This window comes from Mucilaginibacter ginsenosidivorax, assembly GCF_007971525.1.
Classification (GTDB): domain Bacteria; phylum Bacteroidota; class Bacteroidia; order Sphingobacteriales; family Sphingobacteriaceae; genus Mucilaginibacter; species Mucilaginibacter ginsenosidivorax.
Genome location: NZ_CP042437.1, coordinates 3,888,816 through 3,912,983, shown reverse-complemented (window position 1 = coordinate 3,912,983; position 24,168 = coordinate 3,888,816). Strand labels below are relative to the sequence as shown.

20 protein-coding genes and 1 pseudogene are annotated in these 24,168 nt (G+C 44.0%); 12 read left to right on the top strand and 9 right to left on the bottom strand.

The features are described from left to right. Nucleotides 1–212: 212 nt before the first annotated feature. The 4 genes from FSB76_RS16435 to FSB76_RS16420 form a co-directional block, all read right to left on the bottom strand. Nucleotides 213–1,196 carry an ISAon1 family transposase gene (locus tag FSB76_RS16435; RefSeq protein ID WP_225976222.1) on the bottom strand — a complete coding sequence of 328 codons (984 nt, stop codon included), beginning with the start codon at nt 1,194–1,196 and terminating at the stop codon, nt 213–215. Then, entirely contained in the window at nt 1,189–1,494 is a 306-nt protein-coding gene (locus FSB76_RS16430) for an ISAon1 family transposase N-terminal region protein (protein WP_225976221.1), read from the bottom strand. Before FSB76_RS16430 ends, FSB76_RS16435 begins: the two co-directional genes overlap by 8 nt. Nucleotides 1,495–1,767: 273 nt before the next feature. After that, nucleotides 1,768–2,493, bottom strand: coding sequence for a DNA repair protein RecO (gene recO, locus FSB76_RS16425; protein WP_147055154.1), 726 nt, complete (start codon nt 2,491–2,493; stop codon nt 1,768–1,770). After that, nucleotides 2,483–2,851 (bottom strand): diacylglycerol kinase, encoded by a 369-nt coding sequence (locus tag FSB76_RS16420; protein WP_147055152.1) that lies wholly within the window; start codon nt 2,849–2,851, stop codon nt 2,483–2,485. Before FSB76_RS16420 ends, recO begins: the two co-directional genes overlap by 11 nt. Nucleotides 2,852–3,058: 207 nt before the next feature. Here FSB76_RS16420 and FSB76_RS16415 point away from each other — a divergent pair, with 207 nt between their 5' ends. The 3 genes from FSB76_RS16415 (at nt 3,059) to FSB76_RS16405 (ending at nt 6,925) form a co-directional block, all read left to right on the top strand. Continuing rightward, entirely contained in the window at nt 3,059–4,930 is a 1,872-nt protein-coding gene (locus FSB76_RS16415) for a M61 family metallopeptidase (RefSeq protein ID WP_147055150.1), read from the top strand. Between the two features lie 2 nt (nt 4,931–4,932). Next, nucleotides 4,933–6,228 (top strand): M20/M25/M40 family metallo-hydrolase, encoded by a 1,296-nt coding sequence (locus FSB76_RS16410; protein WP_147055148.1) that lies wholly within the window; start codon nt 4,933–4,935, stop codon nt 6,226–6,228. A 172-nt stretch (nt 6,229–6,400) separates the two neighbouring features. Beyond that, complete coding sequence (locus FSB76_RS16405) at nt 6,401–6,925, top strand: AAA family ATPase (RefSeq protein WP_147055146.1); 525 nt, start codon at nt 6,401–6,403, stop codon at nt 6,923–6,925. Nucleotides 6,926–6,977: 52 nt separating this feature from the next. Here the strand turns inward: FSB76_RS16405 and dapF are convergent, their stop codons facing one another. Continuing rightward, nucleotides 6,978–7,763: a diaminopimelate epimerase gene (dapF, locus tag FSB76_RS16400; protein WP_192910154.1), complete on the bottom strand. Its 786-nt coding sequence runs from the start codon at nt 7,761–7,763 to the stop codon at nt 6,978–6,980. 186 nt (nt 7,764–7,949) lie between these two features. Between dapF and FSB76_RS16395 the strand changes: the two genes are divergently transcribed. Then, complete coding sequence (locus FSB76_RS16395) at nt 7,950–9,494, top strand: Do family serine endopeptidase (RefSeq protein ID WP_147055144.1); 1,545 nt, start codon at nt 7,950–7,952, stop codon at nt 9,492–9,494. A 794-nt stretch (nt 9,495–10,288) separates the two neighbouring features. Here the strand turns inward: FSB76_RS16395 and FSB76_RS16390 are convergent. Then, on the bottom strand, nt 10,289–12,199 hold the full coding sequence (locus FSB76_RS16390) for a 7TM diverse intracellular signaling domain-containing protein (protein ID WP_147055142.1): 1,911 nt from the start codon (nt 12,197–12,199) through the stop codon (nt 10,289–10,291). Nucleotides 12,200–12,602: 403 nt separating this feature from the next. On the opposite strand from FSB76_RS16390, the gene modA reads away from it, so the two are divergent. The 3 genes and pseudogenes from modA to FSB76_RS16375 all read left to right on the top strand — a co-directional run. Then, nucleotides 12,603–13,379, top strand: coding sequence for a molybdate ABC transporter substrate-binding protein (gene modA / locus FSB76_RS16385; protein WP_147055140.1), 777 nt, complete (start codon nt 12,603–12,605; stop codon nt 13,377–13,379). A gap of 15 nt (nt 13,380–13,394) precedes the next feature. Further along, on the top strand, nt 13,395–14,066 hold the full coding sequence (gene modB / locus FSB76_RS16380; protein ID WP_147055138.1) for a molybdate ABC transporter permease subunit: 672 nt from the start codon (nt 13,395–13,397) through the stop codon (nt 14,064–14,066). Then, nucleotides 14,063–14,552, top strand: a pseudogene (locus FSB76_RS16375) (ATP-binding cassette domain-containing protein); the annotation flags it as partial. The gene modB and the pseudogene FSB76_RS16375, both read left to right, overlap by 4 nt. A gap of 237 nt (nt 14,553–14,789) precedes the next feature. Here FSB76_RS16375 and pnuC read toward each other — a convergent pair. Further along, nucleotides 14,790–15,398, bottom strand: a complete 609-nt coding sequence (pnuC, locus tag FSB76_RS16370; RefSeq protein WP_147055134.1) for a nicotinamide riboside transporter PnuC — start codon at nt 15,396–15,398, stop codon at nt 14,790–14,792. Between the two features lie 183 nt (nt 15,399–15,581). On the opposite strand from pnuC, the gene mutY reads away from it, so the two are divergent. The 4 genes from mutY (at nt 15,582) to tnpA (ending at nt 19,356) form a co-directional block, all read left to right on the top strand. Then, entirely contained in the window at nt 15,582–16,628 is a 1,047-nt protein-coding gene (gene mutY, locus FSB76_RS16365; protein WP_147055132.1) for an A/G-specific adenine glycosylase, read from the top strand. Nucleotides 16,629–16,651: 23 nt separating this feature from the next. Further along, a complete protein-coding gene (locus tag FSB76_RS16360) occupies nt 16,652–17,068 on the top strand; it encodes a single-stranded DNA-binding protein (protein ID WP_147055130.1) in 417 nt (138 codons plus the stop codon). Between the two features lie 147 nt (nt 17,069–17,215). Next, on the top strand, nt 17,216–18,709 hold the full coding sequence (locus FSB76_RS16355) for a serine hydrolase (RefSeq protein WP_147055128.1): 1,494 nt from the start codon (nt 17,216–17,218) through the stop codon (nt 18,707–18,709). A 179-nt stretch (nt 18,710–18,888) separates the two neighbouring features. After that, nucleotides 18,889–19,356, top strand: coding sequence for an IS200/IS605 family transposase (gene tnpA / locus FSB76_RS16350; protein ID WP_147055126.1), 468 nt, complete (start codon nt 18,889–18,891; stop codon nt 19,354–19,356). 563 nt (nt 19,357–19,919) lie between these two features. On the opposite strand, the gene FSB76_RS16345 is transcribed toward tnpA, so the two are convergent. Next, nucleotides 19,920–22,103 (bottom strand): S9 family peptidase, encoded by a 2,184-nt coding sequence (locus FSB76_RS16345; protein WP_147055124.1) that lies wholly within the window; start codon nt 22,101–22,103, stop codon nt 19,920–19,922. 104 nt (nt 22,104–22,207) lie between these two features. Here FSB76_RS16345 and FSB76_RS16340 point away from each other — a divergent pair, with 104 nt between their 5' ends. Next, nucleotides 22,208–23,737, top strand: a complete 1,530-nt coding sequence (locus FSB76_RS16340; RefSeq protein WP_147055122.1) for a serine hydrolase — start codon at nt 22,208–22,210, stop codon at nt 23,735–23,737. Nucleotides 23,738–23,834: 97 nt separating this feature from the next. On the opposite strand, the gene FSB76_RS16335 is transcribed toward FSB76_RS16340, so the two are convergent. Beyond that, nucleotides 23,835–24,116 (bottom strand): hypothetical protein, encoded by a 282-nt coding sequence (locus FSB76_RS16335; RefSeq protein ID WP_147055120.1) that lies wholly within the window; start codon nt 24,114–24,116, stop codon nt 23,835–23,837. Between the last annotated feature and the right edge of the window lie 52 nt (nt 24,117–24,168).

Sequence of the window (24,168 nt, the reverse complement as noted above, 5' to 3'; positions counted from 1 at the left end):
TTTTTGCCAAAAATTAGTCTACTAACCCTATAGTGCTTATATTTGTCCTAATTGTTATTATCGATCTAACCAATTAGTTCTTTATGGTAAATAATGAGGTCAGTCAACTTAAAAAAAAAGAGAGAGCCACCTGGCTATCTCTTTTTTTATTTTAGGCATGTTTTAAGGCTGAAATAATGGATCAGTCCGAAAAGTTGGGGGTGGATAAATAGTTAAGCATATAATTTAGCAAGCCTGAATAGGAAGAAGGTGGTATCTCTAACGCCTCTTGAAGTAGCCCTGAAAGCTTTGATCTTGGCATTAAAGGATTCGGCAGAAGCATTTGTACTCCTGTTGTCGAAGAAGTTCAAGATAGACTCATAATGCGTTTGAACAGACCTTGCTACGGTTTTAAAAGCATCAATTCCTGCCTCTTCTATATCGTTATACCAGATAGCCAATCTTTTGAATGCCTGCTGCTTGTCTTTACAGATGGTGAAGATTTGCCCCAGCCGGATGGACAGGTTGTAAGCTTTGAGCAGCAAGGGATACCTTGGAAACAACAGATCAGCTCTTTCTTTTTGTGATGCTGTCCATTTGGCCTGATGCTTAAATAACAGATATCTGCTCCTGGCCAGTAACTGTTTTAAAGTATCTCCATTGCTAAATACTTCGGGCTGATGACTTTGCTTATTCTTTTTAGCCTCCTCTATAGCTTTGTTCTCTTGTTCTAATGCTTCCCAACGATATTTGATCCTTGCTTCCTGTACGGCATCATAAGCCAGCTTTTGTACATGAAACCGGTCAATAACGCGTACTGCATTAGAAAAGCATCTGCGGATAGCTTTGATCATGTTCGCTGCCATGTCCATCGTCACTTCTTTTACCCTATTTCTTTTACGTACCGGGATTCGTTCCAACACGGTCATGATCTGTTCGGCCTGTGTACCCCTGAGCATCGCCACGATCGCTTTTTTACCGCCTTTTGCTTCCTTATTGGTCACAATCGTATACAGTTCCCCATTACTCAGAGCGGTTTCGTCTATGCTGAGCGAGGGGCCAATATTGTCAGCAAACAGCATCCATTCATCTGCATGATCTTTCTGGCCCCAACTGTGAAAATTACTGAGATGGTCTTTATATTGTTGTTGTAACTGCTTGCCATCCAAAGAATATAAACGGCCTAAAAGGTGGCAACTGATCGGGTTATTATCCAAATATTCCTTTTAAAAAAGTGCCGAACTCTGTCGTCATCCGTGCGCCTTTTCGTACTAAATTCCAATCCCTTGTAATGATAGCCCCGGTTTGCTTTACTTCCCATCTCCGCCTTTTAATACAAAGCGCTACCTTATGTCCACGGATCGGAAAATCCTGTATAGCCGTTTCGGGTAAGAAACCTTTTGATTCCAGTTGTGACTTCTCATACCCCGAAGGCGGCTGGTTCTTTTCTTCCAAATGGATATTCAATTGCCCATTCTCTGACGAGCGGACATCGGTAAGTTCAAAGTATTCCAAGATGCCTTCAGGTAAAATCAGGCGGACAAGGGTTTCGTGTGCAGCGGATAAGTCTGTAAATATTTATTATCCTACAAAAAAACAAACTTTTTTTTATTCATCCCCTCTACTATTCTGCTTGATCCGAAATAATGCATCCAACCAGCTATAATGATATTCAGTAATGCCATTGCATACCCCAGCTTTTCAGGAGCGAGAAGAACTTTCAACTCAACGCATTTGACTATAAAGAAAGTTTTTTTGACTTAGAACTTAAGACTTCCGACTCAAGACTTAAGAAAGAACCTCTTCCAGCACATCGCCCGAGCGGATATTGCCAAAGCCTTCAATATGCAGGGCATAGTACTCCATTAATTTCTGGATAAGATAACGCCGCTCGTCGTTACTCAGTTTCAGCTGATCCATATTTTCAAAACTGCTTTTGAGCAGCCTGCTAAAGTTTTGCGTATGCGGTGGCGACAGGTACATTACGGTATCTGGCTTATATTTGCTGAACGTCCCGTTCTTCAGGTCGAAATAGTCGGCATGGTCAATCAGCGCCCTGTCGGGATAAAATCCCAGGTACCGGGTAAGCCGGGATAAAAACAGCAGGTGAAAGTTGGCTACATTGCCGGTTTGATGATCCAGCCATTCTATCGCACTAAAAACAAAATCAAAAATATTCTCCTCGGCCGACTGCTGTTTGATGGATTTGTATAGCACCTCGTTTAAAAAAATGGCAATGCAGCTTTTGATCACATCATAGGGGATGCTTTGTAATACGGGCGAATTTTTAAGCTCGGCTATGCGTTGCACACTACCGGTATTTTTATGATAAACAACCAAATCAAGCAGGTGAAGCGGCTGGAGCATATTGCGGCCTATTTTTGCTTTTGGCTTTTTGGCCCCATTAATGATGTACGATTGCAGGCCGAACTTCTCGGTAAAAATTTGCACAATTACACTGCTTTCGCCATAATCGGTGGCTTTAAATACTATGCCACGGGTTTTATGCAGCATGCCTTACCAGTAAAATAAGTTTTGGTAAAAATATTACGATGCCCGTTACAAGTGCAAACAGGGCTGCAATTACTACTGCGCCCGCGCAAACATCTTTAACCCTGCCCGCCATTTCATTATAGTCCGGCGATACCAGGTCGGTCAATGTTTCAATCCCGGTGTTTAAAAGCTCAATTACCAGTACAAAGGCAATTGCCAGCATAATCCATTGCCATTCTGCAAAGGCAATATGGAGCGCAAAACCCAGCATCACCGCAATAAAAGCCAATACCAGGTGTATCCTGAAATTAGGCTGCGTTGCTGTGGCATACCTTAAGCCCTTAAAAGCAAAACCAAAACTGCGTATCAGTCTTTTCATAATTCAAAAATACGTGTAATTGGTGTAACTGATATATTAAAGATTCTTATGTGAAAGGCGGCAGCGCAAAACCTCTTAAAACTTGCGGCTTTGCTTGCTCTGCATGAAAATACAATAATGGGAGGGCAAACACCTTCTTCTGTAATAATATTGATATAATGCAATTTGGCCGATTAGTTGTAATTTCATCGCTGCTAATCATAATACATGAAAAAAACATTACTCCTCGCGTTTGCATCCCTGTTTTCGGCAGCTGCCATAGCCCAACAGGATGCACCAAAAGCTATTTATTATTCCATATCGTTCCCTAATGCCGCCCATCACGAGGCCGAGATTACCATCACCATTCCGCAGGCCCCAACCGGCCCTTTGCTGGTTAGGATGAGCCGCTCATCTGCCGGCCGTTATGCCACGCATGAATTTGGTAAAAATATTTATAATGTTGCCGCTACCGATGTAAATGGCAAGGCCCTTGAATTGAAGCAGGTTGAAGGTGATATTTACTCGATAGAGGAGCATCCATCCACGGTAAAAGTAAGCTATACCCTTTTTGGCAACTGGACAGATGGCACCTACGCCAGCATCGACCCAAGCCACGCCCACCTGAACATGCCCGCCACTTTTATGTGGGTTGTTGGGCAAGATAAAAGGCCTGTCACCTTCCAGTTTAACGATTTGGATAAATATGGCTGGCATGTGGCTACCCAGTTAAAACACGAGGATAAAAACGTGTACAGCGCCCCCAACCTGCAATACATGATGGATTGCCCAACCGAACTGTCTGATTATAAAATTGCCAGTTGGGATGTGGTTAATTACGATAATAAAAAAGAAAAAATAAACCTTACCGTTCACTCCGATGATAGCCAGGCCGTAATAGATAATTTTGGCAAAATGGTTGCCCGGATGGTGCAGGAAGAAAAAGCCGTATTTGGCGAATTTCCGGCCTACGATTATGGCGAATATACTTTTATCAGCGACATTCATCCAACCACATCAGGCGATGGAATGGAACATCGTAACTCAACCTGCATTACCATACCTGCCCCTAAGGTTGAGGGTTTGGAAAAAAGATTGTTAGGCGTTTTTGCCCATGAATACTTCCACAGCTGGAATGTGAAACGCATCCGCCCAAAATCATTGGAGCCTTTCAATTTTGAGCATGCCAACATGAGCAGCGAACTTTGGTTTGCCGAAGGCTTTACCCAATACTACGGCGAACTGCTACTGGTACGATCTGGCTTTGTTGATCTTGACGATTATACGGGCACTGTTGCCGGCCTTGTAAACCAGGTATTAAACACCCCTGCCGCCGCTAAATATCCCGCAACCCAAATGAGCCGTTATTCGGTATACGCAGATGCCGGTGTTTCTATCGATCCTAACAACAACGCCAACGATTTTACCAGCTATTACACCTATGGCGGCGCCATAGCCCTCGCACTTGACTTGCGCCTGCGCAGCGATTTTAATATGACGCTTGACGATTACATGCGCCAGGTTTGGCTAAGCCGTGGTAAAGTAATGAAACCCTATACCGTGCCCGATTTACAAACCGACCTGGGCAAAGTAACCAACCCGAAATTTGCTGCCGACTTTTTCAGGAAATACATTACGGGTATTGAAAAAAACAACTACGAGGAACTATTGGCCAAAGCGGGCTTGGTTTTACGCAAAATTAACCCAGAAAAAGGCTGGGCAGGATCATTAGCAACCACCGCCGGCCGTGGCAGGGCAGGCCAGCCGCGCGCGGGTAATGCAGAGGGTTTACCGATACTTTCAAGCACAATTATTGGCTCGCCGGTATACAAGGCCGGGCTTGATGCAGGCGATGTGATATTAAAGGTAAACGGCGTTGACATTAAAGACCAGAAAGGTTTTGACGACCAGCTTAACGATAAAAAACCGGGCGACAAGCTTACCGTAAATTATAAAAGCCGCACCGGCAGCCACGAAACAACCATTGTATTAGAGGCAAATCCTAATTTTGAAGTAGTTACCTTTGAAAAAGCAGGTAAGCCCTTGTCAAAAGAACAGGAAACATTCCGCAACAATTGGTTGCAATCAAAAGTTAAATAACCATGAAAAAAATCTTATTAAGCTTAGCTTTATTATCGGCCGCAACTTGTGGCTTTGCACAGGACGTGAATAAAATGATTGTGCAGGATGATGTTGGCCGAATTATTAAAACCCTATCGGCCGATGACATGCAGGGCCGTGCAACCTTTACGCCAGGCATCGAAAAAGCAGCCAAATTTATTGAAGGCGAATTTAAAGGCATTGGCCTAAAACCGCTGGCAGGTAATACCGGTTTCAGACAGGATTTTAAAATGATCCGTTCTACCCCTGTTAAGTTAACCCTGAGCATTAACGGCAAAAGCATTGCGCCCGACAGCGCTTTTGCAACCGGAAGCGAATCATTTAGCTGGGGCACCAACGCCGATGTGCAGGTGGTACAGGTAACGGGCGATAAAAATTTCAGGCAGGAGTACGGCGCCGTTACACGCAGCGGTAAAAAATCGCTGGTGCTGGTTGACCCTAAATTTAAAGATTTGTTTACCCGCGTACGCGGATTTAGCGGCAGGGGCAGCGTAACCTTTAAAGGCAAAGCAACAAGCCCTGTTATATTTGTGCTGGGAACTTTTGATAAAGTAACCACGTTTGATGCGAATTACGAAACCAAAGCCGAAGAACTTCCTTTGTTTAACGTTGCAGGCATGATCCCAGGTAAAACCAAGCCGGATGAGTTTGTAGTATTTTCGGGCCATTATGATCACCTGGGTATCCTAAAACCTATGGAGGGTGACAGCATTGCCAACGGCGCGGATGACGATGCGTCGGGTACAACCGCTGTTATATCGTTGGCTAAATATTACAAAAAGCTAAACAATAATGCCCGCACCCTTCTTTTTGTTGCTTTTTGTGCCGAAGAAATTGGCGGTTACGGTTCGCAATACTTCTCGGGCCAGGTAAACCCAGATAAAACGGTTGCCATGTTCAATATCGAAATGATTGGCAAGGCATCAAAATTCGGCCAAAACTCGGCATTTATAACCGGCTATGAACGCTCTGATTTTGGCAAGATCCTGCAAAAAAACCTGGATGGCACCGCTTTTAAATTTTACCCGGACCCATATCCTGAGCAAGATTTGTTTTACCGGAGCGATAATGCAACACTGGCCAGGCTTGGCGTACCGGCGCACACCATATCAACCGATCAGATAGATATCGACAAGTTATACCATACCGTAAAAGATGAGTTCAGCTCTTTGGATGTAAGTAATATTACTTCAACCATCAGGGCAATTGCGCTAAGTTCGCGCAGTATTGTTGCCGGCACAGATACCCCAACAAGGATAGCAAAACTGGAGCGGTAGTAGGTTTGCAAACAATCAAGAAAAAAAGGCCTGTGCGATTCCTTCCTCGGGGAAGGGGGAGGAAGGGGTTTAGCCCACTGATAAGTAAGGCGGCGAACCCCTACCTGCCACCGCGCAAATCGCCGCGCCCCTCCCCTGGGAGGGAATTTAGCTTCAATATTTAGGTTCCTCAATGTCCCACGTATTCAAAATAGCAGTAGTAGGTCCCGAATCCACAGGAAAATCAACCATGTCTGATTACCTGGCAGCGCATTATCAAACCATTGCTGTACCTGAGTACGCCCGTGGCTATTGCGAAAAGCTGACAGAGCCCTGCACCTGGCAGGATGAGATTAATATGTTTTACGGCCAACTGGCTTTGGAACAGCAGTTGCTGCCCATGGCCAACAAGTTACTGATTTGCGATACCACCTTTATTACCGTAAAAATATGGAGCGAAGAAATGTTTGGCCGCTCGCCACAGGAAGTATTGGACGAATTGCCCCGCCACCCTTATGATTTATACCTACTGCTTAATATAGACCTGCCCTGGCAGGACGACCCACTGCGCAATTTCCCTACCAAGCGGGAGTATTTTATGGATGTTTGGCACAAAGAACTGGACGCCCTGAATGCCAATTATGTACTGATATCAGGCACCGGAGCTGATAGGTATGAAGGCGCTGTAAAGGCAATAGATGAGTTTTTGGCAAAATAACTTATCTAAAAACAAAACGATTTGTCAGTAAGTCCGCGCTATAAAATCAAAGTTATACCTCTACTACACCATCAAATACCTGCACGGCGGGGCCTTCCAAAAATATATCGGTAAAAACCTTTCCGTCATAATCAAAACGAATATTAAGGTTGCCGCCCAATACTTTTATCGGTGTATCAATATGCCCCGTTTGCTGGTTGTGGCTGGCCATAGCAAGTGCTACCGCGGTTACACCTGTTCCGCAGGCGAAGGTCTCATCCTCTACTCCCCGTTCAAAAGTGCGCACAAAGTATCCATCATCGGTTGGTTCAACAAAATTTACATTGATGCCTTTCTCGCGGTAAGTAGCATTGTTACGGATGGCTTTGCCTTCATGAAAAACATCGCGGTGTGCAAGGTCATCAACCAGTTTAACGTAATGTGGCGATCCGGTATTGAGCACATAAGCGTCCAGGTCGGTTTTTAGCTCTTTTACATCTATCATTTGCAGGCTTACCCAATCCCCTTCCGATGAAATTTTGGCATAATGAGGACCGTCTACCGCCAAAAATTCAGTTTCGGTGTCAATCACACCCAAAAACTTTGCAAAGGCTACAATGCAACGGCCGCCGTTACCGCACATGCTGCTGGGCTGGCCATCGGCGTTATAATAAACCATCTCAAAATCAAAGCCTTCTTTATTCTGCAAAAACATCATGCCATCGCCGCCAATTCCAAAACGGCGGTCGCACAGGCTGGCAATCAGCTTAGGATTGTTATGGTCAACTATATTTTCGCGGTTATCAACCAGTATAAAGTCGTTACCGGCACCCTGGTATTTATAAAATCGTATCTTCACAATAATATCATTTAGTATCAATTACTTACCTCAAACAAATTGTTATTAAGTATGGTTGTGGTTAAGTAAAATCATTTTAACAAATTTTAACAAAAAACCTAATAACTTATCGTTGCTTATGTCGTCTATATGGTATTAAATTTGATTTGTTAATTATAAACAAAATAAAGAAAGGCAAATATAAAGATGAAAAAGATTGGTTTAACATTATTAACCGCTTTTGTTGGAGGAGCCATGGCTTTAGGCACTTACAAGGTTATCGAGAGCAAGTATGCCGACAACCTGAGCTTCGAAGACAAACAGAAAGTTTATTTTACCAGTAATCCCTCGGCCCCTGTAGTATCTTCAACCGGTGCGCTTGATTTTACGGAAGCTGCGGCAGCGGTAACGCCTGCCGTGGTTTACATTCGTACTACCTACAGCAGCCAATCGGGCAGCAGCGGACAGGACCAGTTTGAACAGATGTTTGGCGATATGTTTGGCCAGCGTGTACGCCCGCAAGGCCCGCAAATGGCATCCGGATCGGGTGTAATCATTTCCAATGATGGCTACATTGTAACCAACAACCACGTGGTTGAAAAAGCCGATAAAATTACGGTTGCTACCAATGACCACCGCACTTTCCAGGCTAAAGTGATTGGTACCGATCCAAGTACCGACCTTGCGCTGATCAAGATAAGTGCTACCGACCTTCCAATTGTAAAATTGGGCAATTCAGATGATGCCCGTGTTGGGGAATGGGTGTTGGCGGTAGGTAACCCTTTTAACCTTAATTCAACCGTTACCGCCGGTATTATCAGCGCCAAAGGCCGTAACATAGGCATCATTGGCAGCGAGGACAACCAGGACCAAAGCAATCCGTTTGGCCGTACCCGCAACCAGCAAACAACGCCTAAGTTAAACAAGGCGATCGAATCGTTCATCCAAACAGATGCTGCCATTAACCCTGGCAACAGCGGCGGAGCGCTTGTAAATACCAAAGGCGAACTGATAGGCATCAACGCCGCTATAGCATCGCACACCGGCTCATATGAAGGATATGGTTTTGCAATTCCGGTTAACCTGGCAAAAAAAGTACTGAATGATATCAAGAAGTATGGTACTGTAAAACGTGGTTTTGTTGGTGTAAGCTTTACTGAGCTTAACCCCGATGTAGCACAAAAATTAAACATCAACAATACAACCGGCTTATATGTTAATGACCTGGTTGAGGGCGGTGGTGCAGAAGCTGCCGGTATCCAAAAAGGTGATATTATTGAAAAAGTGGAAGGCGTACCTGTGTATGAATCATCTGACTTACAAGAGCACGTGGGCCGTTTACAACCAGGCGACAAAGTAAATATGACCGTGCTGCGTGATGGTAAAGAAAAAACCTTTGCAGTTACGCTTAAAGCAGACGCCAACCCTACTGGTACCCGCACAGCAGCCGTATCAAAATCGGCCGAGGAATTATTTAACAAATTGGGCGCAAGCTTCCAGCCATTAAGCCCGGCCCAAAAAGCCAAATTCCATGTAAACTCCGGTGTTGTGGTAACCCAGGTGCGTGAAGGCAGGGTGTTTGATAGCTTCGAGATCCCGGTGGGCTCTATCATTACAAGCATCAATAAATCGCCAATAAACAGCGTAGCTGATATTGATAAAGTAATCACTAACCTGCGCAATGGTAACCTGGTAATTTCGGGCTACTATCCGGATGGTACAAACTTTAACAACATGTTCCAGGTGCAGTAAGCTGGATGATATGCAGATTATAATACAAAAGCCCGGTGATTGCCGGGCTTTTGTTGTTGTGCTTCGTACCTCATAATGACTCTGTCATGCTGAGTGGTAAAATTTCGCGAAATTCTGAAGGGAGAATGACATCGTTAAAAGGGCTGTCATGGTGAGTAACCGATATTTGCGTTTAGCAAATAACCGCATTGAAAATGACATTTTTTAATGCTAATAACCAGCAAGTTACAGACTTGTCATTGGCAGTAACCGATATTTGCGTTTAGCAAATAACCGCATTGAAAATGACATTTTTTAATGCTAATAACCAGCAAGTTACAGACTTGTCATTGGCAGTAACCGATATTTGCGTTTAGCAAATAACCGCATTGAAAATGACATTTTTTAATGCTAATAACCAGCAAGTTACAGACTTGTCATTGGCAGCCTGTCGAAGCATAGCGGGCAAAGGCCTCTCCGCGCGCCCCTTCGACAGGCTCAGGGTGACCGGCCTGCGCACCTCGAAAGTACAACATGTCATGGGTAGGTACGAAGCATCTGTTCGCAAACTTTTATGGCGGTGATGCTTGTTGGCTAATAGATCCTTCCTTCGTCAGGATGACAGGAGTCATTTTACTTTAATCGAGAACAAATGTTTTCAATCAGAACGCGTGGTATGCATAGAATACTCTGAAACGGCTTGGTATAGGAATCACCAATGTAGAGAATTTCAAAAACACGGCATGGAGTACCTTTATTATTGTTTGTCAATAATTTATCTATTTTCGACGAACCTTATCAGTCCCCCTTTTTACCTATTCTGCCGTGTTCTCAATCACCAACTTACTCCAGCCTTTTGAGCCTGCGTTTTTAATTTCTTTTTTCTGGGCCTCCATGGCTTTTTTAATACGGGTGCTGTAGGCCCAGCAGGTACTTTGGCGAATGGATAATATCTCTGATAATTTATGTGACGAAATTTTGCCTTTTGTAGAGTACATCAAAAAGATCATATAAAAAGCTTTATTGATGGGGATGCGGGTATTTTGTAAAATGGTGTAGGCAATCACCGATTCTTCATAACCGCATTTGGAGCAGCGGCGGCTGTACGGCAAATGCCCGCCCCCGTAATGCGTACCGCCACATTTGCGACAGGCGTAGCCATTTTCCCACTTCAGGTCGCTCAGGAATTTAAAACAGGTTTCCCGGTCGGGATAGATTTTGCTGAACTCCTCAAAATCAACCTCAGCCGACATTACCCTGTCGTGCGTTACCTTCTCAATATCGTTATGCAACGTAACATTATCTTTCTCCAACAACACATTCATGCGCGAAATTTCTTCGGCTTGCTGCTGTAGTAATTCGTTTACAGATCGTAGTTCCTCGTTCTGGTCGGCTATCATTGATGATTTTTCAACCAGTTCTTTCGTACGTTCCTGCACCTGTTCTTCCAGGCGTTTGTTCAGCACGTCTTTCAATTCCTCGTTCTGCTTCATTTGCTTAATCATTGCTACCTGGGCGTCGTCCTTTTCCTTTTTCAGGATGCGTACTTTGTCGCCAATAGCAAAAGAAATGAATAGCATTTCGGTAATAAAGCAAACGCTCAGGCTGTAATAATCAAACTCGGTAACCGGCAGCCACCACATGTTTAAAGCAATACAGCTTTTGATGATAAAACCCGTGAGCAAAAACAAATACCCGATAACAAAAAAACGGGCCGGCTTGTATCCTTTTGCCCAGGTATAGCAGCCTGCATAAAACGCCAGCAGCAATGGTATAAATTCAATAATCTTGTAGTTAAACCAACTGTTGTTTATAAGGATGCAAGCCGCAAAAAACAGGCATCGCAGCGCAATAACCCAACTGGTTGCTTTATATAAACGCGGTGCGTTTACCTTTAAATTGAGCAGGCTTTGGGTAAACAGTACCGCAAAAATACTGGCGGCAAATAAAGCAATACCGTAAGCATACTGGTTCCACCCAGGGTTATTGGGCCATATATACTGATAGGCAATACCATCGGCACACATTTCATAAAGGCCAATGCTAATGTTATAGGCTATGTAGTAAAGGTATTGCACCTTACGCATAGCAATAAACATCATGAGGTTATACAGGCCAAAAACCAGTATCATACCGTAAAAAACGCCAAAAAAGAAATACTCGTCCAGCGCGTAACTAATAAACCAGCTAACGGTACGCAGTACCATTATTACGTTGACCGAATGGTGCGACCGGATACTGACGTAATAAACCGCATCGCCGGTTCCGGGGTTATTTAAATTAAGGCTAAAGTTTTTATGATGATAAAACCGCTCCGAAAACGGACGGCTGCTCCCCAAAAGTACCGGTACATATTTGTTAGCGCCGATAGGCGAATAAACTGTTATACTGTCAATAGTTTGATCAAAAAATTCCAGCAGCCAGCTGTTCTTAGTGGCGGGATTCCCGCCGATTTTGATGCGGTACCAATAGGTAGAATTTACGTTCCGGGTAACTGGTGTTGGTTCGGGGTTTACCTTAAAACTACCATCAAAAGCAGGTACGCCATCGCCGGTAAACCGCAGGCGGCCGGTGGTATCTTCAAAAAAATAAACTTGCCTGTATTCAAATATATGCTGCTTAACATGGTCGTCCAGCCGGACAACGGTTTGGGCAGAAGCAGGAGTGATAAAATAAAAAAAGGATAGTAAAACGGCAGTAAAATATCTCTTTAATAGTTTGCACATACGCAATTAAAAGGGGTAAGTATCTTTCGTACCCGCAGCTTGGTTTTGCGGGCACGAAAGCTGGTTAATTTGGTTAGCGTCAGGCCGGATACAATGATAGTACATTTCTTTTTATAATCCTATTAAAGGTATATAATACAGTTATTTAAATATGATTTTTATTAGGTTTAAACACTATTTTTATCCACCTTTTTATAGTTTTTTATAAAGTAAACCAACTTACGCAACATATATATAAATTGCGGAACCGGCAATGATATCTCTTGTAAATTTTCGCTGGCCGGCATCAATTAATTAATTGTATAACAAGTTTATATTTGCTTTGCGGGGACGACCCCAACACCCTGGTTAAACAATAAAAAAACGATGCATTTTCGCCATGCCCCACATAAAACAAGTACAAATGGAACACATAGAATACCATAACAAGCTGTTTAAATACATATTTTTTTTACCAGCTATTTGCCTTTTTACTTATTTGCCTGTTGCCGCGCAAAATGTGAGGGTTGCAGCCGCCGCCAACCTGCAATCGGTTATTGAAGTGTTGCAGAAAGATTTTAAGCAGAAAACGGGAATAAACATTGAGCCGGTAGTTGGTTCATCGGGTAAGCTTGTGGCGCAAATAAGCAACGGTGCTCCATTTGACGTATTTTTATCTGCCGATATGAGCTTCCCTGAAACGCTTTTTAAGGGCGGCTTTGCTGCCAAACAGCCGGTGGAATACGCAAGGGGAAGCCTTATCATTTGCAGTTCGCAAAACATTGGGTTCGAGAATTGGGAACGCATGTTATTAACTGCACGGGTAAAAAAAATAGCTATAGCCAACCCGGCCATTGCCCCTTACGGTAAAGCCGCTGAAGAGGTTTTGAAATACAAAGGCATTTTAGACGAAGTGAAATCAAAAACTGTTTATGGCGAAAGCATATCGCAGGTAAATACCTATGTTACTACCGGCGTAGCCGACGTTGGTTTTACTACCCAATCGCTTGTAAAGGAAGCCGGCTCCAAAACAGATTTGTACTACAAGGTTATCGACCCTAAATATTACAAACCTATTTTGCAGGGCATGGTACTATTGAAACATGGTATAGATAACCGCGGTGCCGAAAGATTTTACCAGTATATATTAAGCCCGGCAGCCAAAAGTATTTTTGCAAGCTATGGCTACCGTATACAATAACCACTATTTTTGTTGATGGACTTATCCCCAATATGGCTTACTTTAAAATTGGCCGGCATCACCACGGCGCTGTTATTTATTGTAGGAATACCTTTTGCGTGGTGGCTATCCGGAGGGAGGTCTTTTTTCAAAATCGTGGTGGAAGCCATTATCACCATGCCATTGGTTTTGCCGCCATCGGTATTGGGCTTTTATTTGTTACTGGCCTTTAGCCCGCAGCACGGGCTGGGCAAATGGCTGCATGATAGCTTTGACGTACAGTTGGTGTTTTCGTTCCCTGGTTTAGTATTGGCATCGGTAATTTACAGCATGCCTTTTATGATTGGCCCGGTAAAATCGGCATTACAGCAGCTGCCTGCTGCTTTGGCCGAAGCATCTTACACGTTAGGCAAATCGCGTTGGCAAACATTTAAAAGCGTGTTGCTGCCCAATATCAAACCATCGCTGCTAACCGCCGTTGTACTTAGCTTTGCACATACCCTGGGCGAATTTGGAGTGGTGCTGATGATAGGTGGCAATATCCCCGGCGTTACCCGCGTAGCTTCTATAGCCGTTTATGATGCTGTGGAAAAAATGGATTATACATCAGCTAATAATTATTCGCTCATTTTATTTTCGATAACGTTTGTAATGGTTATAGCTATTTTTGTGTTTAATAAATATCAAGCAAAAAGCCCTTTAGGATGATCAGCATCAATATCGAAAAGAAGCTAAAGGCCTATCATGGGCAGCAGGTGCTACACATTGATAAACAATTTGCCACGGGCAGTGTCACCAAAATACATGGGCCATCGGGCTCGGGAAAAACAACTTTTTTAAAGGTAATAGCGGGGCTTATCAGCCCCGAAAAAGGGATTATCAAGGTTGATAACGAAACCTGGTTTAATTCGGAAGCGAAGGTCAGCCTATCAACCCAAAAAAGAAATATCGGTTTTGTATTCCAACAATACGCGCTGTTCCCCAATATGACGGTGAGGCAACATCTTGAATATGCTACTGGTGATGAAAAATGGATAAACAAACTGCTATTGCTGGGCAAATTAGAATCGCTGCAAACGCATAAACCCGATTACCTGTCGGGTGGCCAGCAACAGCGCCTGGCCATTTTGCGGGCGTTGGCTACCAAACCCCGGTTACTTTTAATGGACGAGCCCTTTTCGGCCCTGGATGCAAAAATGAAAACCGAACTGATGGCCGAATTGAAAACATTATCGAAAGAGTTAAAGATAACCACCATCATCGTAAGCCACAATCCGCAGGAATTAGACGGCTGGGCCGATGAGGAGATAGTATTCAGTTAAGTCGAAAGTTTTAAGACGGAAGTCTCAATTCATTTTTTTACCCTCCCGGTACCACAACTTGTTTTTATATAAATACCATTTCCCTGGTTTAGAACTTAAAACTTTCGACTCAAGACTTGCCTTTATATTCTTTATACCAGTCAATGTATCCCATGGTACCTAAAACAAGCAAAATGGCATATAAAACCGCGGTTATATACAGATTTTTGTAGATATATAACGGCACATAACAAATATCAACAAATACCCAAAGCGCCCAGTTTTGCAGGATTTTCCGGGTCATCAGCAATTGGGCCATAAAACTTACCGCGGTGCAAAAGCCATCGATATAAGGCACCGTACTTGATGTAAAATACTGAAGATAAAGGCCAAGCAATCCTGATAAGGCAAGAGTGGCCAATATTACCAAAGCATACGCTTTGCCATTAAGGCTAACTACCGGTTTTTCATCCCGCTCTTTTTTACGAAGCCAAAAATACCACCCGTAAACACCCGTACCAAGGAAGTAAATTTGCAAATAGGCATCGCCAAATAAACCACTTTCAAAAAATACCACCATGTAGGCTATTACAGCAATAATTCCGGCCAGCCAGTTCCAGATATTCTGCCGCGCCGCCAGGTAAACGCAGGCAATAGTTGTAACGGCCCCAACCCACTCCAGGTAACTGGTTTGTTTAATGCCCTGGATAATATGCTGGCCGATAGAGAGGTGTTGCATTTACCCCAAATATATAAAAGGATATTAATAAACATCCACCGCCATATTAGTAAGCACCTGCATCATTCCGGATATTTCACAAATCGGGCATAAATTAAGATGCTATCTATTAAAGTGTTGCTTATTAAACTTCAGGCCGGCTAATGCTGCCATTTACCATTTACCTCGCTACCTTTACTCCCAATGAACTTTACCGACGAACTGGTACAATGGTACCTTGCCAACAAACGCGACCTGCCCTGGCGTAATACTACCGATGCTTATACGATATGGCTGTCAGAAATTATTTTGCAGCAAACCCGCGTTGAACAGGGGCTGCCTTATTTTAACCGCTTTGTGGAAAAGTACCCAACAGTGAGCGATTTTGCAGCAGCCCATGAAGACGAGGTGCTTAAACTTTGGCAGGGCCTTGGCTATTATTCCCGTGGGCGCAATATGCTCAAAACCGCGCAGCTGGTGCAGCAAATGTACAACGGCGTTTTCCCCGAAAGCTATGACGACCTAATTAAACTTAAAGGTATTGGCGAATACACCGCGGCTGCCATTTCATCTTTCTCGTCAAACGAAGCAAGGGCTGTTGTTGATGGTAACGTGTACAGGGTGCTGGCCCGATATTTTGGAATTTATGAAGCTATTAATTCCTCCACGGGTAAAAAGACTTTCCAATCACTTGCCACAAATTTGCTTAATAAGCAAAATGCAGCATTGCATAACCAGGCTATGATGGAGTTTGGGGCAATGCTTTGCAAACCTAAAAATCCAGGATGCGGCATTTGCCCGGTAAATGTAGGCTGTGCTGCTTTTTTAAACAATGCAACAACTGCATTGCCTGTAAAATTAAAAACTGTAAAAGTGCGCGAACGCTTTTTCAATTACTTTTTAGTTACAGATGGGAACACCGTTTTAATGAATAAAAGGGGCGATAAAGACATCTGGGCCAATATGTATGACTTACCAATGGTTGAAACGCCTGAGATGCTACCAGCGCACGAACTGGCAAAACTCCCTGAAGTTACTGCTATGTTTGGGAACGAACTAAACATTACGGAAGATACTTCCGTAATAAAACATATACTTACCCACCAACGGCTATTTGTGCGGATGGTAAAAACCACTAATACTCCACTTATTTTGAAAGAAAACTGGGCGTTTATCCCCGTTGACAGCTTACATGAACTGGCACTTCCGAAGGTCATTTTTATATTAATAAAAAACATTTTTAATTTATAAAATAATTTCCGTTATTTTATGGCATGTCTGGAATTAATAAAGTTATCCTTGTTGGCCATTTAGGCAAGGACCCTGAATTGCGTACTTTAGATGGTGGAGTATCAGTAACAAGTTTTCCGTTAGCTACATCCGAAACCTATAACAAAGATGGTCGCAAGGTTGAACAAACCGAATGGCATAATATTGTAATGTGGCGCGGCCTTGCAGATATGGCTGCAAAATTTTTACAAAAAGGGAAGCTGGTGTATATAGAAGGCAAATTGCGGACCCGGTCGTTTGAAGATAAAGACGGCATCAAGAAGTACACCACCGAAGTAGTCGCCGAAAATTTTACCATGCTTGGCCGCAAAAGTGATTTTGATACCGAGACTAACAAACTGACAAAAAACGTGGAATCGGTAACTTATACAGACGGAGAAGACTTGCCTCCTGCGTACTAACAACAGGGCGTTTTAACCAAATTATAACGGGTACTCTTTGCATTAAAGCCAAGGGTATTTTTTTGTGCTTTTTATTTAGATAGCAACGCATAGGCTGCATTATATTTTATCGCTATATTGAGTGCAGAAAACCTTTAGCCAAAAATCATGAAACTTTTAAAATGCCTGCTATTCATATGCCTTGCACCTGCAATGGCGTTTGCCCAAACCAGTGCGAACATCCAGGATTTTGACAACTACGTTCAGCAAGCCGTTACCGACTGGCATGTGCCTGGCCTGGCCATTGCAGTAGTAAAAGATGGTAAGGTAATATTTGCAAAAGGCTATGGCATACGTGAAATGGGCAAACCCGATAAGGTTGATACGCAAACTATTTTTGCCATTGCATCAACAACCAAGGCTATGACCGCTGCCTGTGCCGCCATGCTGGTTGACGAAGGTAAACTGCACTGGGATGACAAAGTAACAGATTACCTGCCCGGTTTTCAGCTATACGATCCCTACGTAACCCGCGAGCTAACGGTACGCGATTTATTTTTGCATGATAGCGGCGTGGGCAATACAGATTATTTATGGGCCTACATGAACATTCCGGCTGATGAGATGCTTCATCGTTTGCGCCTGGCAAAACCAGAATATGGCTTCAGGGCCGGGTTTGTGTACCAAAACTTATTTTATGTAACAGCGGGTAAAGTAATTGAGAAGGCCAGCGGCATGCCCTGGGCAGATTTTGTGCAGAAAAGGATTTTTACCCCACTAAAAATGACCCGGTCTGTACCTGCTTTCAGCAAAATTAAAGGCGTACCTAACCAATCGTCGGCACATATTAAGGTAGATAGCAGCATTGTTGTAGCCCAAAAAGATGTTACCGATGCCATTGGTCCGGCGGGTGGCGTATGGTCAAGCGTAGAGGATATGGCCAAATGGGTTAATTGCATGCTCGATAGCACTAAGTATAACGGCAATCAGCGCCTGCTTAAACCCGAAAGCTGGGCCATGCTGCTTAAGCCGCAAACATTTGTATCCGAGAGTGAATTTTACCCCACAGCCCGGGTTACCAAACCGCATTGGATAACCTACGGCCTGGGCTGGTTTCAGCAGGATTACCAGGGGCAGAAAGTCGATTTTCATACCGGCAGCCTCACAGGGCTGGTAGCCATAAACGGGATGATTGTAGATAAAAAGATGGGCGTATACATACTGGCCAACCTTGATCACGCCGAAGTGCGCCATGCCCTGATGTTTAAAGCCTTTGATTACTTTGCATTAGGCGGCAACCGCGACTGGAGCAAGGAGTTTTTAAAGCTTTACGGCGATATCCTGGCCAAACGGGAAAAATCAACCAAAGATTATGAAGCTAAACGCGTTATAGGCACCCATCCCACACTTGACCTGAAAGCCTATGCCGGCACCTACACCGATCCGCTTTATGGAACAGTAGTGATAACGGCCACAGCCGATAAACTAACATTCAACATCAACAATTTTATAACCGCCGAAGCCAGCTGCTGGAACTACGATACCTTTGTTGGCCCATACGTACGCAAGGAATACGGCAAAATTGGTGCTACATTTAATATCGACGAACTGGGCAAGGTAAGCACGGTTAATGTGGATGGGATGTTGTTTGCGAGGCAGTAATAAAACCATTTTTTAAATGCCTCTTAACGAAGGGAATTATGTAACATTTAAAATTCACCAAAACGCCTACATGCAAACCTCCTGTCCCAGAGGGACAAAAGCTTTGTAGAAATAAATTAACCCTGTTTTAGAGTCCCAGAGGGACTCAACTTCTTGAACATGCCCTTACCAGACAAGCTATGGCTACAAACAATACCTACACACAGTTATATATCCATTTTGTATTTGCAGTGAAATTTCGTGCATCATTAATTTCCGAAAAGTGGGACGAGCGGCTACGTTTATATATGACCGCAATTGTTCAAAATAACGGCCATAAAATGATCGCCATTAACAACATGCCCGATCATGTCCATTTGCTTATTGGTTTAAATCCTAAACAAGCAATAGCCGATCTGATGCGGGTGTTAAAAAGTGACTCGTCTGAATGGGTAAACAAAGAGAATTTAACTGCCGGAAAATTTCAATGGCAGGATGGGTATGGTGCTTTTAGTCATAGCAAATCGGAGGTTGATAGGGTGGTCAAATACATATTAAATCAAAAGAAGCACCATAATGAGAAAACGTTTTTAACGGAATATCGGCAATTATTAAAACGTTTTGATATTCCTTATGATGAACAATATATTTTCAAGCTTCCTGAATAAATCGCTTAGCTAAGTTTTGCCCCTCTGGGGCAAAAAAACAGGATACGTGGGTGCTACAAAGCTTTTGTCCCTCTGGGACAGGGCTTCGGTTGTTATTGGTTTGTAATGGCACAATTGTTTTTGTCGTTTTCTTAATGGATAGCCGTTATTTTGATATTGAGTATGATGAACAATATTTTCAAACTTCCTGAATAATCGCTTAACTAAGTTTTACCCTCTGGGGCAAAAAAAAATGGGATGGGTGGGTGCTACAAAGCTTTTGTCCCTCTGGGACAGGCCTTCAGTTGTTCGCGGTTTGTTATTACGCAATTATTTTTTGTTGTTTTCTCAAATGGATTTCTGCTAAGATAGATTTCAGACGCAAAAGCTGTCCCAGACGGACAAAAGCTTTGTAGAAATACACGCCACACATCCATTTTGCCCCAGCGGGGCAAAACACCACAAGCTTGTAAATACACAGCAGGATTATTAAAAACCTGTAAACTTTTTTTAGGACGACATACCGAATTAACAAAAACGCCCCTCGTAAAAACGAGGGGCGTTTCCACTATCAAACCACCATCCTATCTCCCACCCGGCGGGCAATGTTCTTTCAAATATTTGGTGAACATGGTGTGCAGGTGCAGGCTGGTGCCCGGGCCTTCAAAAATGCCGTGGGTACGGTTAGGGTAAGCCATCAGTTCAAACTGTCGGTTGTATTTAACCAGCTCGTTAATCAGTTCTTCTGCGTTTTTGTAGTGCACGTTATCGTCGCCGGTACCGTGTATGTACAGCAGGTTGCCGCGCAGGTTTTTGGCGTAGGTAATTGGCGATCCTTTGATAAATGCCGCTTTGCCTTCGTCATTAACCGGTACGCCCATGTAGCGTTCCTGGTAAATGTTATCATAGGTTAACTGGTCGCCTACGGCTGCTACAGCTATCCCTGTTTTGTAAATTTCGGGATATTGAAACATCAGGTTAAGGGTTGATGAACCGCCACCGCTCCAACCGTGTACTGCTATGCGCGTCGAATCGACAAAAGGCCATTTCAGGATCTCTTTGGCAGCCATGGCCTGGTCGCGAATGTTGATGATGCCAATATTTTTATAGATAGCCTTGCGCCATGCTGTGCCTTTGGGGGCCGGTGCGCCACGGCCTTCAACAGACATGTAAATGTACCCATCATCGGCCATGCTGCCTACATACAGGCCATTACGGCCGGTACCCCAGGTATCGGTAACGGTTTGGCCCGCAGGTTCGCCATAAACGGTAAATACAACAGGATATTTTTTATTCGGGTCAAAGTTGGTCGGCTTCATCATCCAGCCGTCCATTTCAATGCCATCAACGGTTTTTACTTTAAAAAACTCGGGTTTGTTTTTAGCATTCTTATCAACGGCAATTACTTTACCGCCAATATGCTGATGACCGGGCAGGCTTACCACTTCGCTTGCTGGCGGGGTATAGCTATTGCTGAAATTGTGCAGCGCCACTTTTCCGTTAGGCGAAATATCGTAACCATGGGTACCCGGCTCATCGGCAGGCGAAACACGCTCTGCTTTGCCACCTGCCAGTTTAATACGGTATAAATATTTCTGGGTAGCGTTATCCGGCGAAGCCATAAAATAAATATAACCGCCGGCTTCGTCAATCAGGCTTACGGTAATAACATCATAATCGCCTTTGGTAAGCAGGGTTTCTTTTCCTTCGCGGCTTACGCGGTAAATGTGTTTCCAGCCATCTTTTTCGCTCACCCATAAAAAATCTTTGCCTTTGTTTATCCACTCCCAGCCCATCGGATCGCCGTTGTTCCAGCGCTCTTTGCCGTCAATCCATGAGTTGCTTTTTTCTTCGCGGATAAGGCGGGTTGTGCCATTTGATATATTGCCGATAAATACGCTGCTTTCTGTTTGGGCGCGGTTCAGTTGCTCAACAATAATTTCGTTGGGGCTTAATGTCCATTCCATACGGGGGATGTAGTGCTGCACATTATCGCCGGGAATGTCCATCCACCTGGTAGCAGCAGTGCTGATATCAACTACGCCAATTTTTGCCGAACTTGGGTCTTCGCCTGCAACAGGATACTCAACCGGTACTACAAACGGATATATCGAGTCGGTTGTGTTCAGCATATAATAGCTCTTAATTTTGGTAGCATCTATCTTCCAATAAGCTATATTGCGGCTATCAGGCGACCAGCGGAAACCGTCGCGGCAGCCAAATTCCTCTTCGTATGCCCAGTCGAACGTACCGTTAATAACGTGGGTACTGCCATCGGTGGTTAGCTGTTTAACATCACCGCTGGTAAGGTCCTCTACATAAATATTATGGCCGCTTACGTAAGCAGCTTTAGTTGCATCGGGCGATAGTTTAGCAAACATCAATGACGATTCGGGCAGGTTTTTGCCTAATTGCCACAGCTTTTGGGTGCCGGTATCAAACACCCAATAATCACCACGGGTATCATAACGCCATACCTTTTTGGTATTGGTGTTGATAAGTACTTTTTTGCCGTCGTCGGATATAGTAAACCTTTTTACACCTATGGGTGTTTTGCCTTTAGGCGTAAGCATGGCCGTGCTTATCCAAACTGTTTTTTTGCTGCCATCGCGGGTATCATAAACGGTAATTTCGCCGCCTGTTGTTTTGTAATATTGATAGCCATCATTGGCCCAGTGTGTAGGTGCGCGTTGCGCTTTAGCCAGGTTATTGTTTAAAATAAACAGAACGATTAACAGGAACGACCAGCCTGAACGGTAAAATTTCATATAAAATGCTTTGAATAATGAATGCGGCATTATTTAAAAAATAAGTAATGCCGCCGTAAATTTTGCGTTAAATTAGCACATTCGCCAAGTATAAAACCAGTGTAATGAAAAAAATACTTCTGCTTATTACGTTTTCAATTTCATTTATCGCTGTTACCCAGGCACAGCATGCCGACCGGAGCAAGTTTATAAGGGATAGCCTTGACCTGTATGTAAGCCGCGCCCTTACCAACTGGCGTATCCCGGGGGTGGCGGTATGCATTGTTAAGGACAATAAAATTGTGCTGATGAAAGGTTACGGCATTAAGGAACTTGGCCTGCCAAATCTTGTGGATGTAAACACCTTGTTTATGATAGGCAGCAACACCAAGGCCTTTACTGCAACCGCGCTGGCTATGCTGCAAAGCAGCGGCAAGCTTTCGTTGGATGATAAGGTAACCAAATACATGCCGGAGTTTAAGCTTGATAATAAACTTGCCGGCGAGCAAGCCATAGTGCGCGATTTATTGTGCCACCGCCTGGGCCTGCAAACCTTCCAGGGCGATTTTACATTTTACAATACCAACCTTAGCCGCGAAGAAATTATTCAAAAGCTGGGGCAAATTAAAGCACCTTATCCTTTCCGCACCAAATGGGGTTATACCAATTCGGCATTTTTAACGGCAGGCCAAATTATCCCGAAGGTAACCGGCAAGCCCTGGGAAGTGTATGTGAAAGAAAATATTTTTGCCCCGCTGGGCATGAGCAATACATTGGCCCTCACGGCCGAAATGCCCAAATCGATAAACCGTACCGTACCACATACCCTAAATGATGGCCGGCTAACCGCCATACCTTATTGCCAGATTGATGGGCTTGCACCAGCCGGGGCTATCAGCTCGTCGGTAAATGACATGAGCAAGTGGGTGATGGCCTTGCTTAATGACGGCAAAGTTGGCAACAGGCAGGTAATTCCGGCGGCGGCGATACAGGCCACCCGGCAACCCCAGGATATTGTGGGCAGCATCCATCACCTGAATGGCGAGAATAATTTTGAGCTATACGGGCTGGGATGGTTTATACAGGACTACTCGGGCCACCGGCTGGTGATGCACGATGGCGGTGTAAACGGCTATTTATCTTCGGTAACATTATCTCCGCAAGATCACCTGGGTATCATCATTTTAACCAATACCGATCAGAACCAGTTTTTTGAAGCCTTACGCTGGGAGATATTAGATGCCTATTTTGGCCAGGGATATCGTAATTACAGTGACACATATTTAACCAGCTTTAAAGCCCGCGCCACTGCCGACCAGGCCACAGATAAAAAACTGCGCGATTCGGTACTGCTAAACTTGCGCCCGGCCTTACCGGCGCAAAACTATACCGGCAAATACACCAATAGCCTTTATGGCAGTATGAATATAACCCAGGGCGAGAACAACGACCTGGAGATAAGATTTGAACACCACCCTAAAATGTTTGCCAAACTGCAACCTTTAGGTGGCAACCGTTATTACGTAACCTTTTCAGATCCTACTTTAGGCAAGGCCGTATTCCCCTTCACCGTACAAAACGGCAGGGTAACAGGCGTAAGGGTTAAAGTAGCCGATTTTGTGGAGTATAATCCTTATGATTTTAAGAAGGAGTGAAGCCCCTCCTAAATCCTCCCCGGTAGGGAGGACTTAAAAAAATAGCAAAGTAAAAGTCTCCCCTGCCGGGGGAGATTTAGAGGGGGCTTCACCAACCCTAAAACTTCAAATTCGACTTAAGCCAAACCTGTACATCTTCCTGGGTAGATACTTCGGCGGGCAGTTCATCGTGAATGAGCTTTTCCATTTTGTTGCCGGTATTGGCAAAACGGTAATCCCACAATATCATCAGTTTGTTTATCAGGTAAACAACTTCGTTGCCTTCATCCTTTGCAAACGGGGTTGCATCTGGCTTGCCGTTTACGCGCGGATCATTTTGGGTATAATTCGTCCATTTGTAATCGGTATAATGCAGGTTTCGCTTCGAAAAAAGGATCATGAGCTTAAGGAATTTCTTTAAAGGTACGGATAAATAACCCGGTATTTTGCGA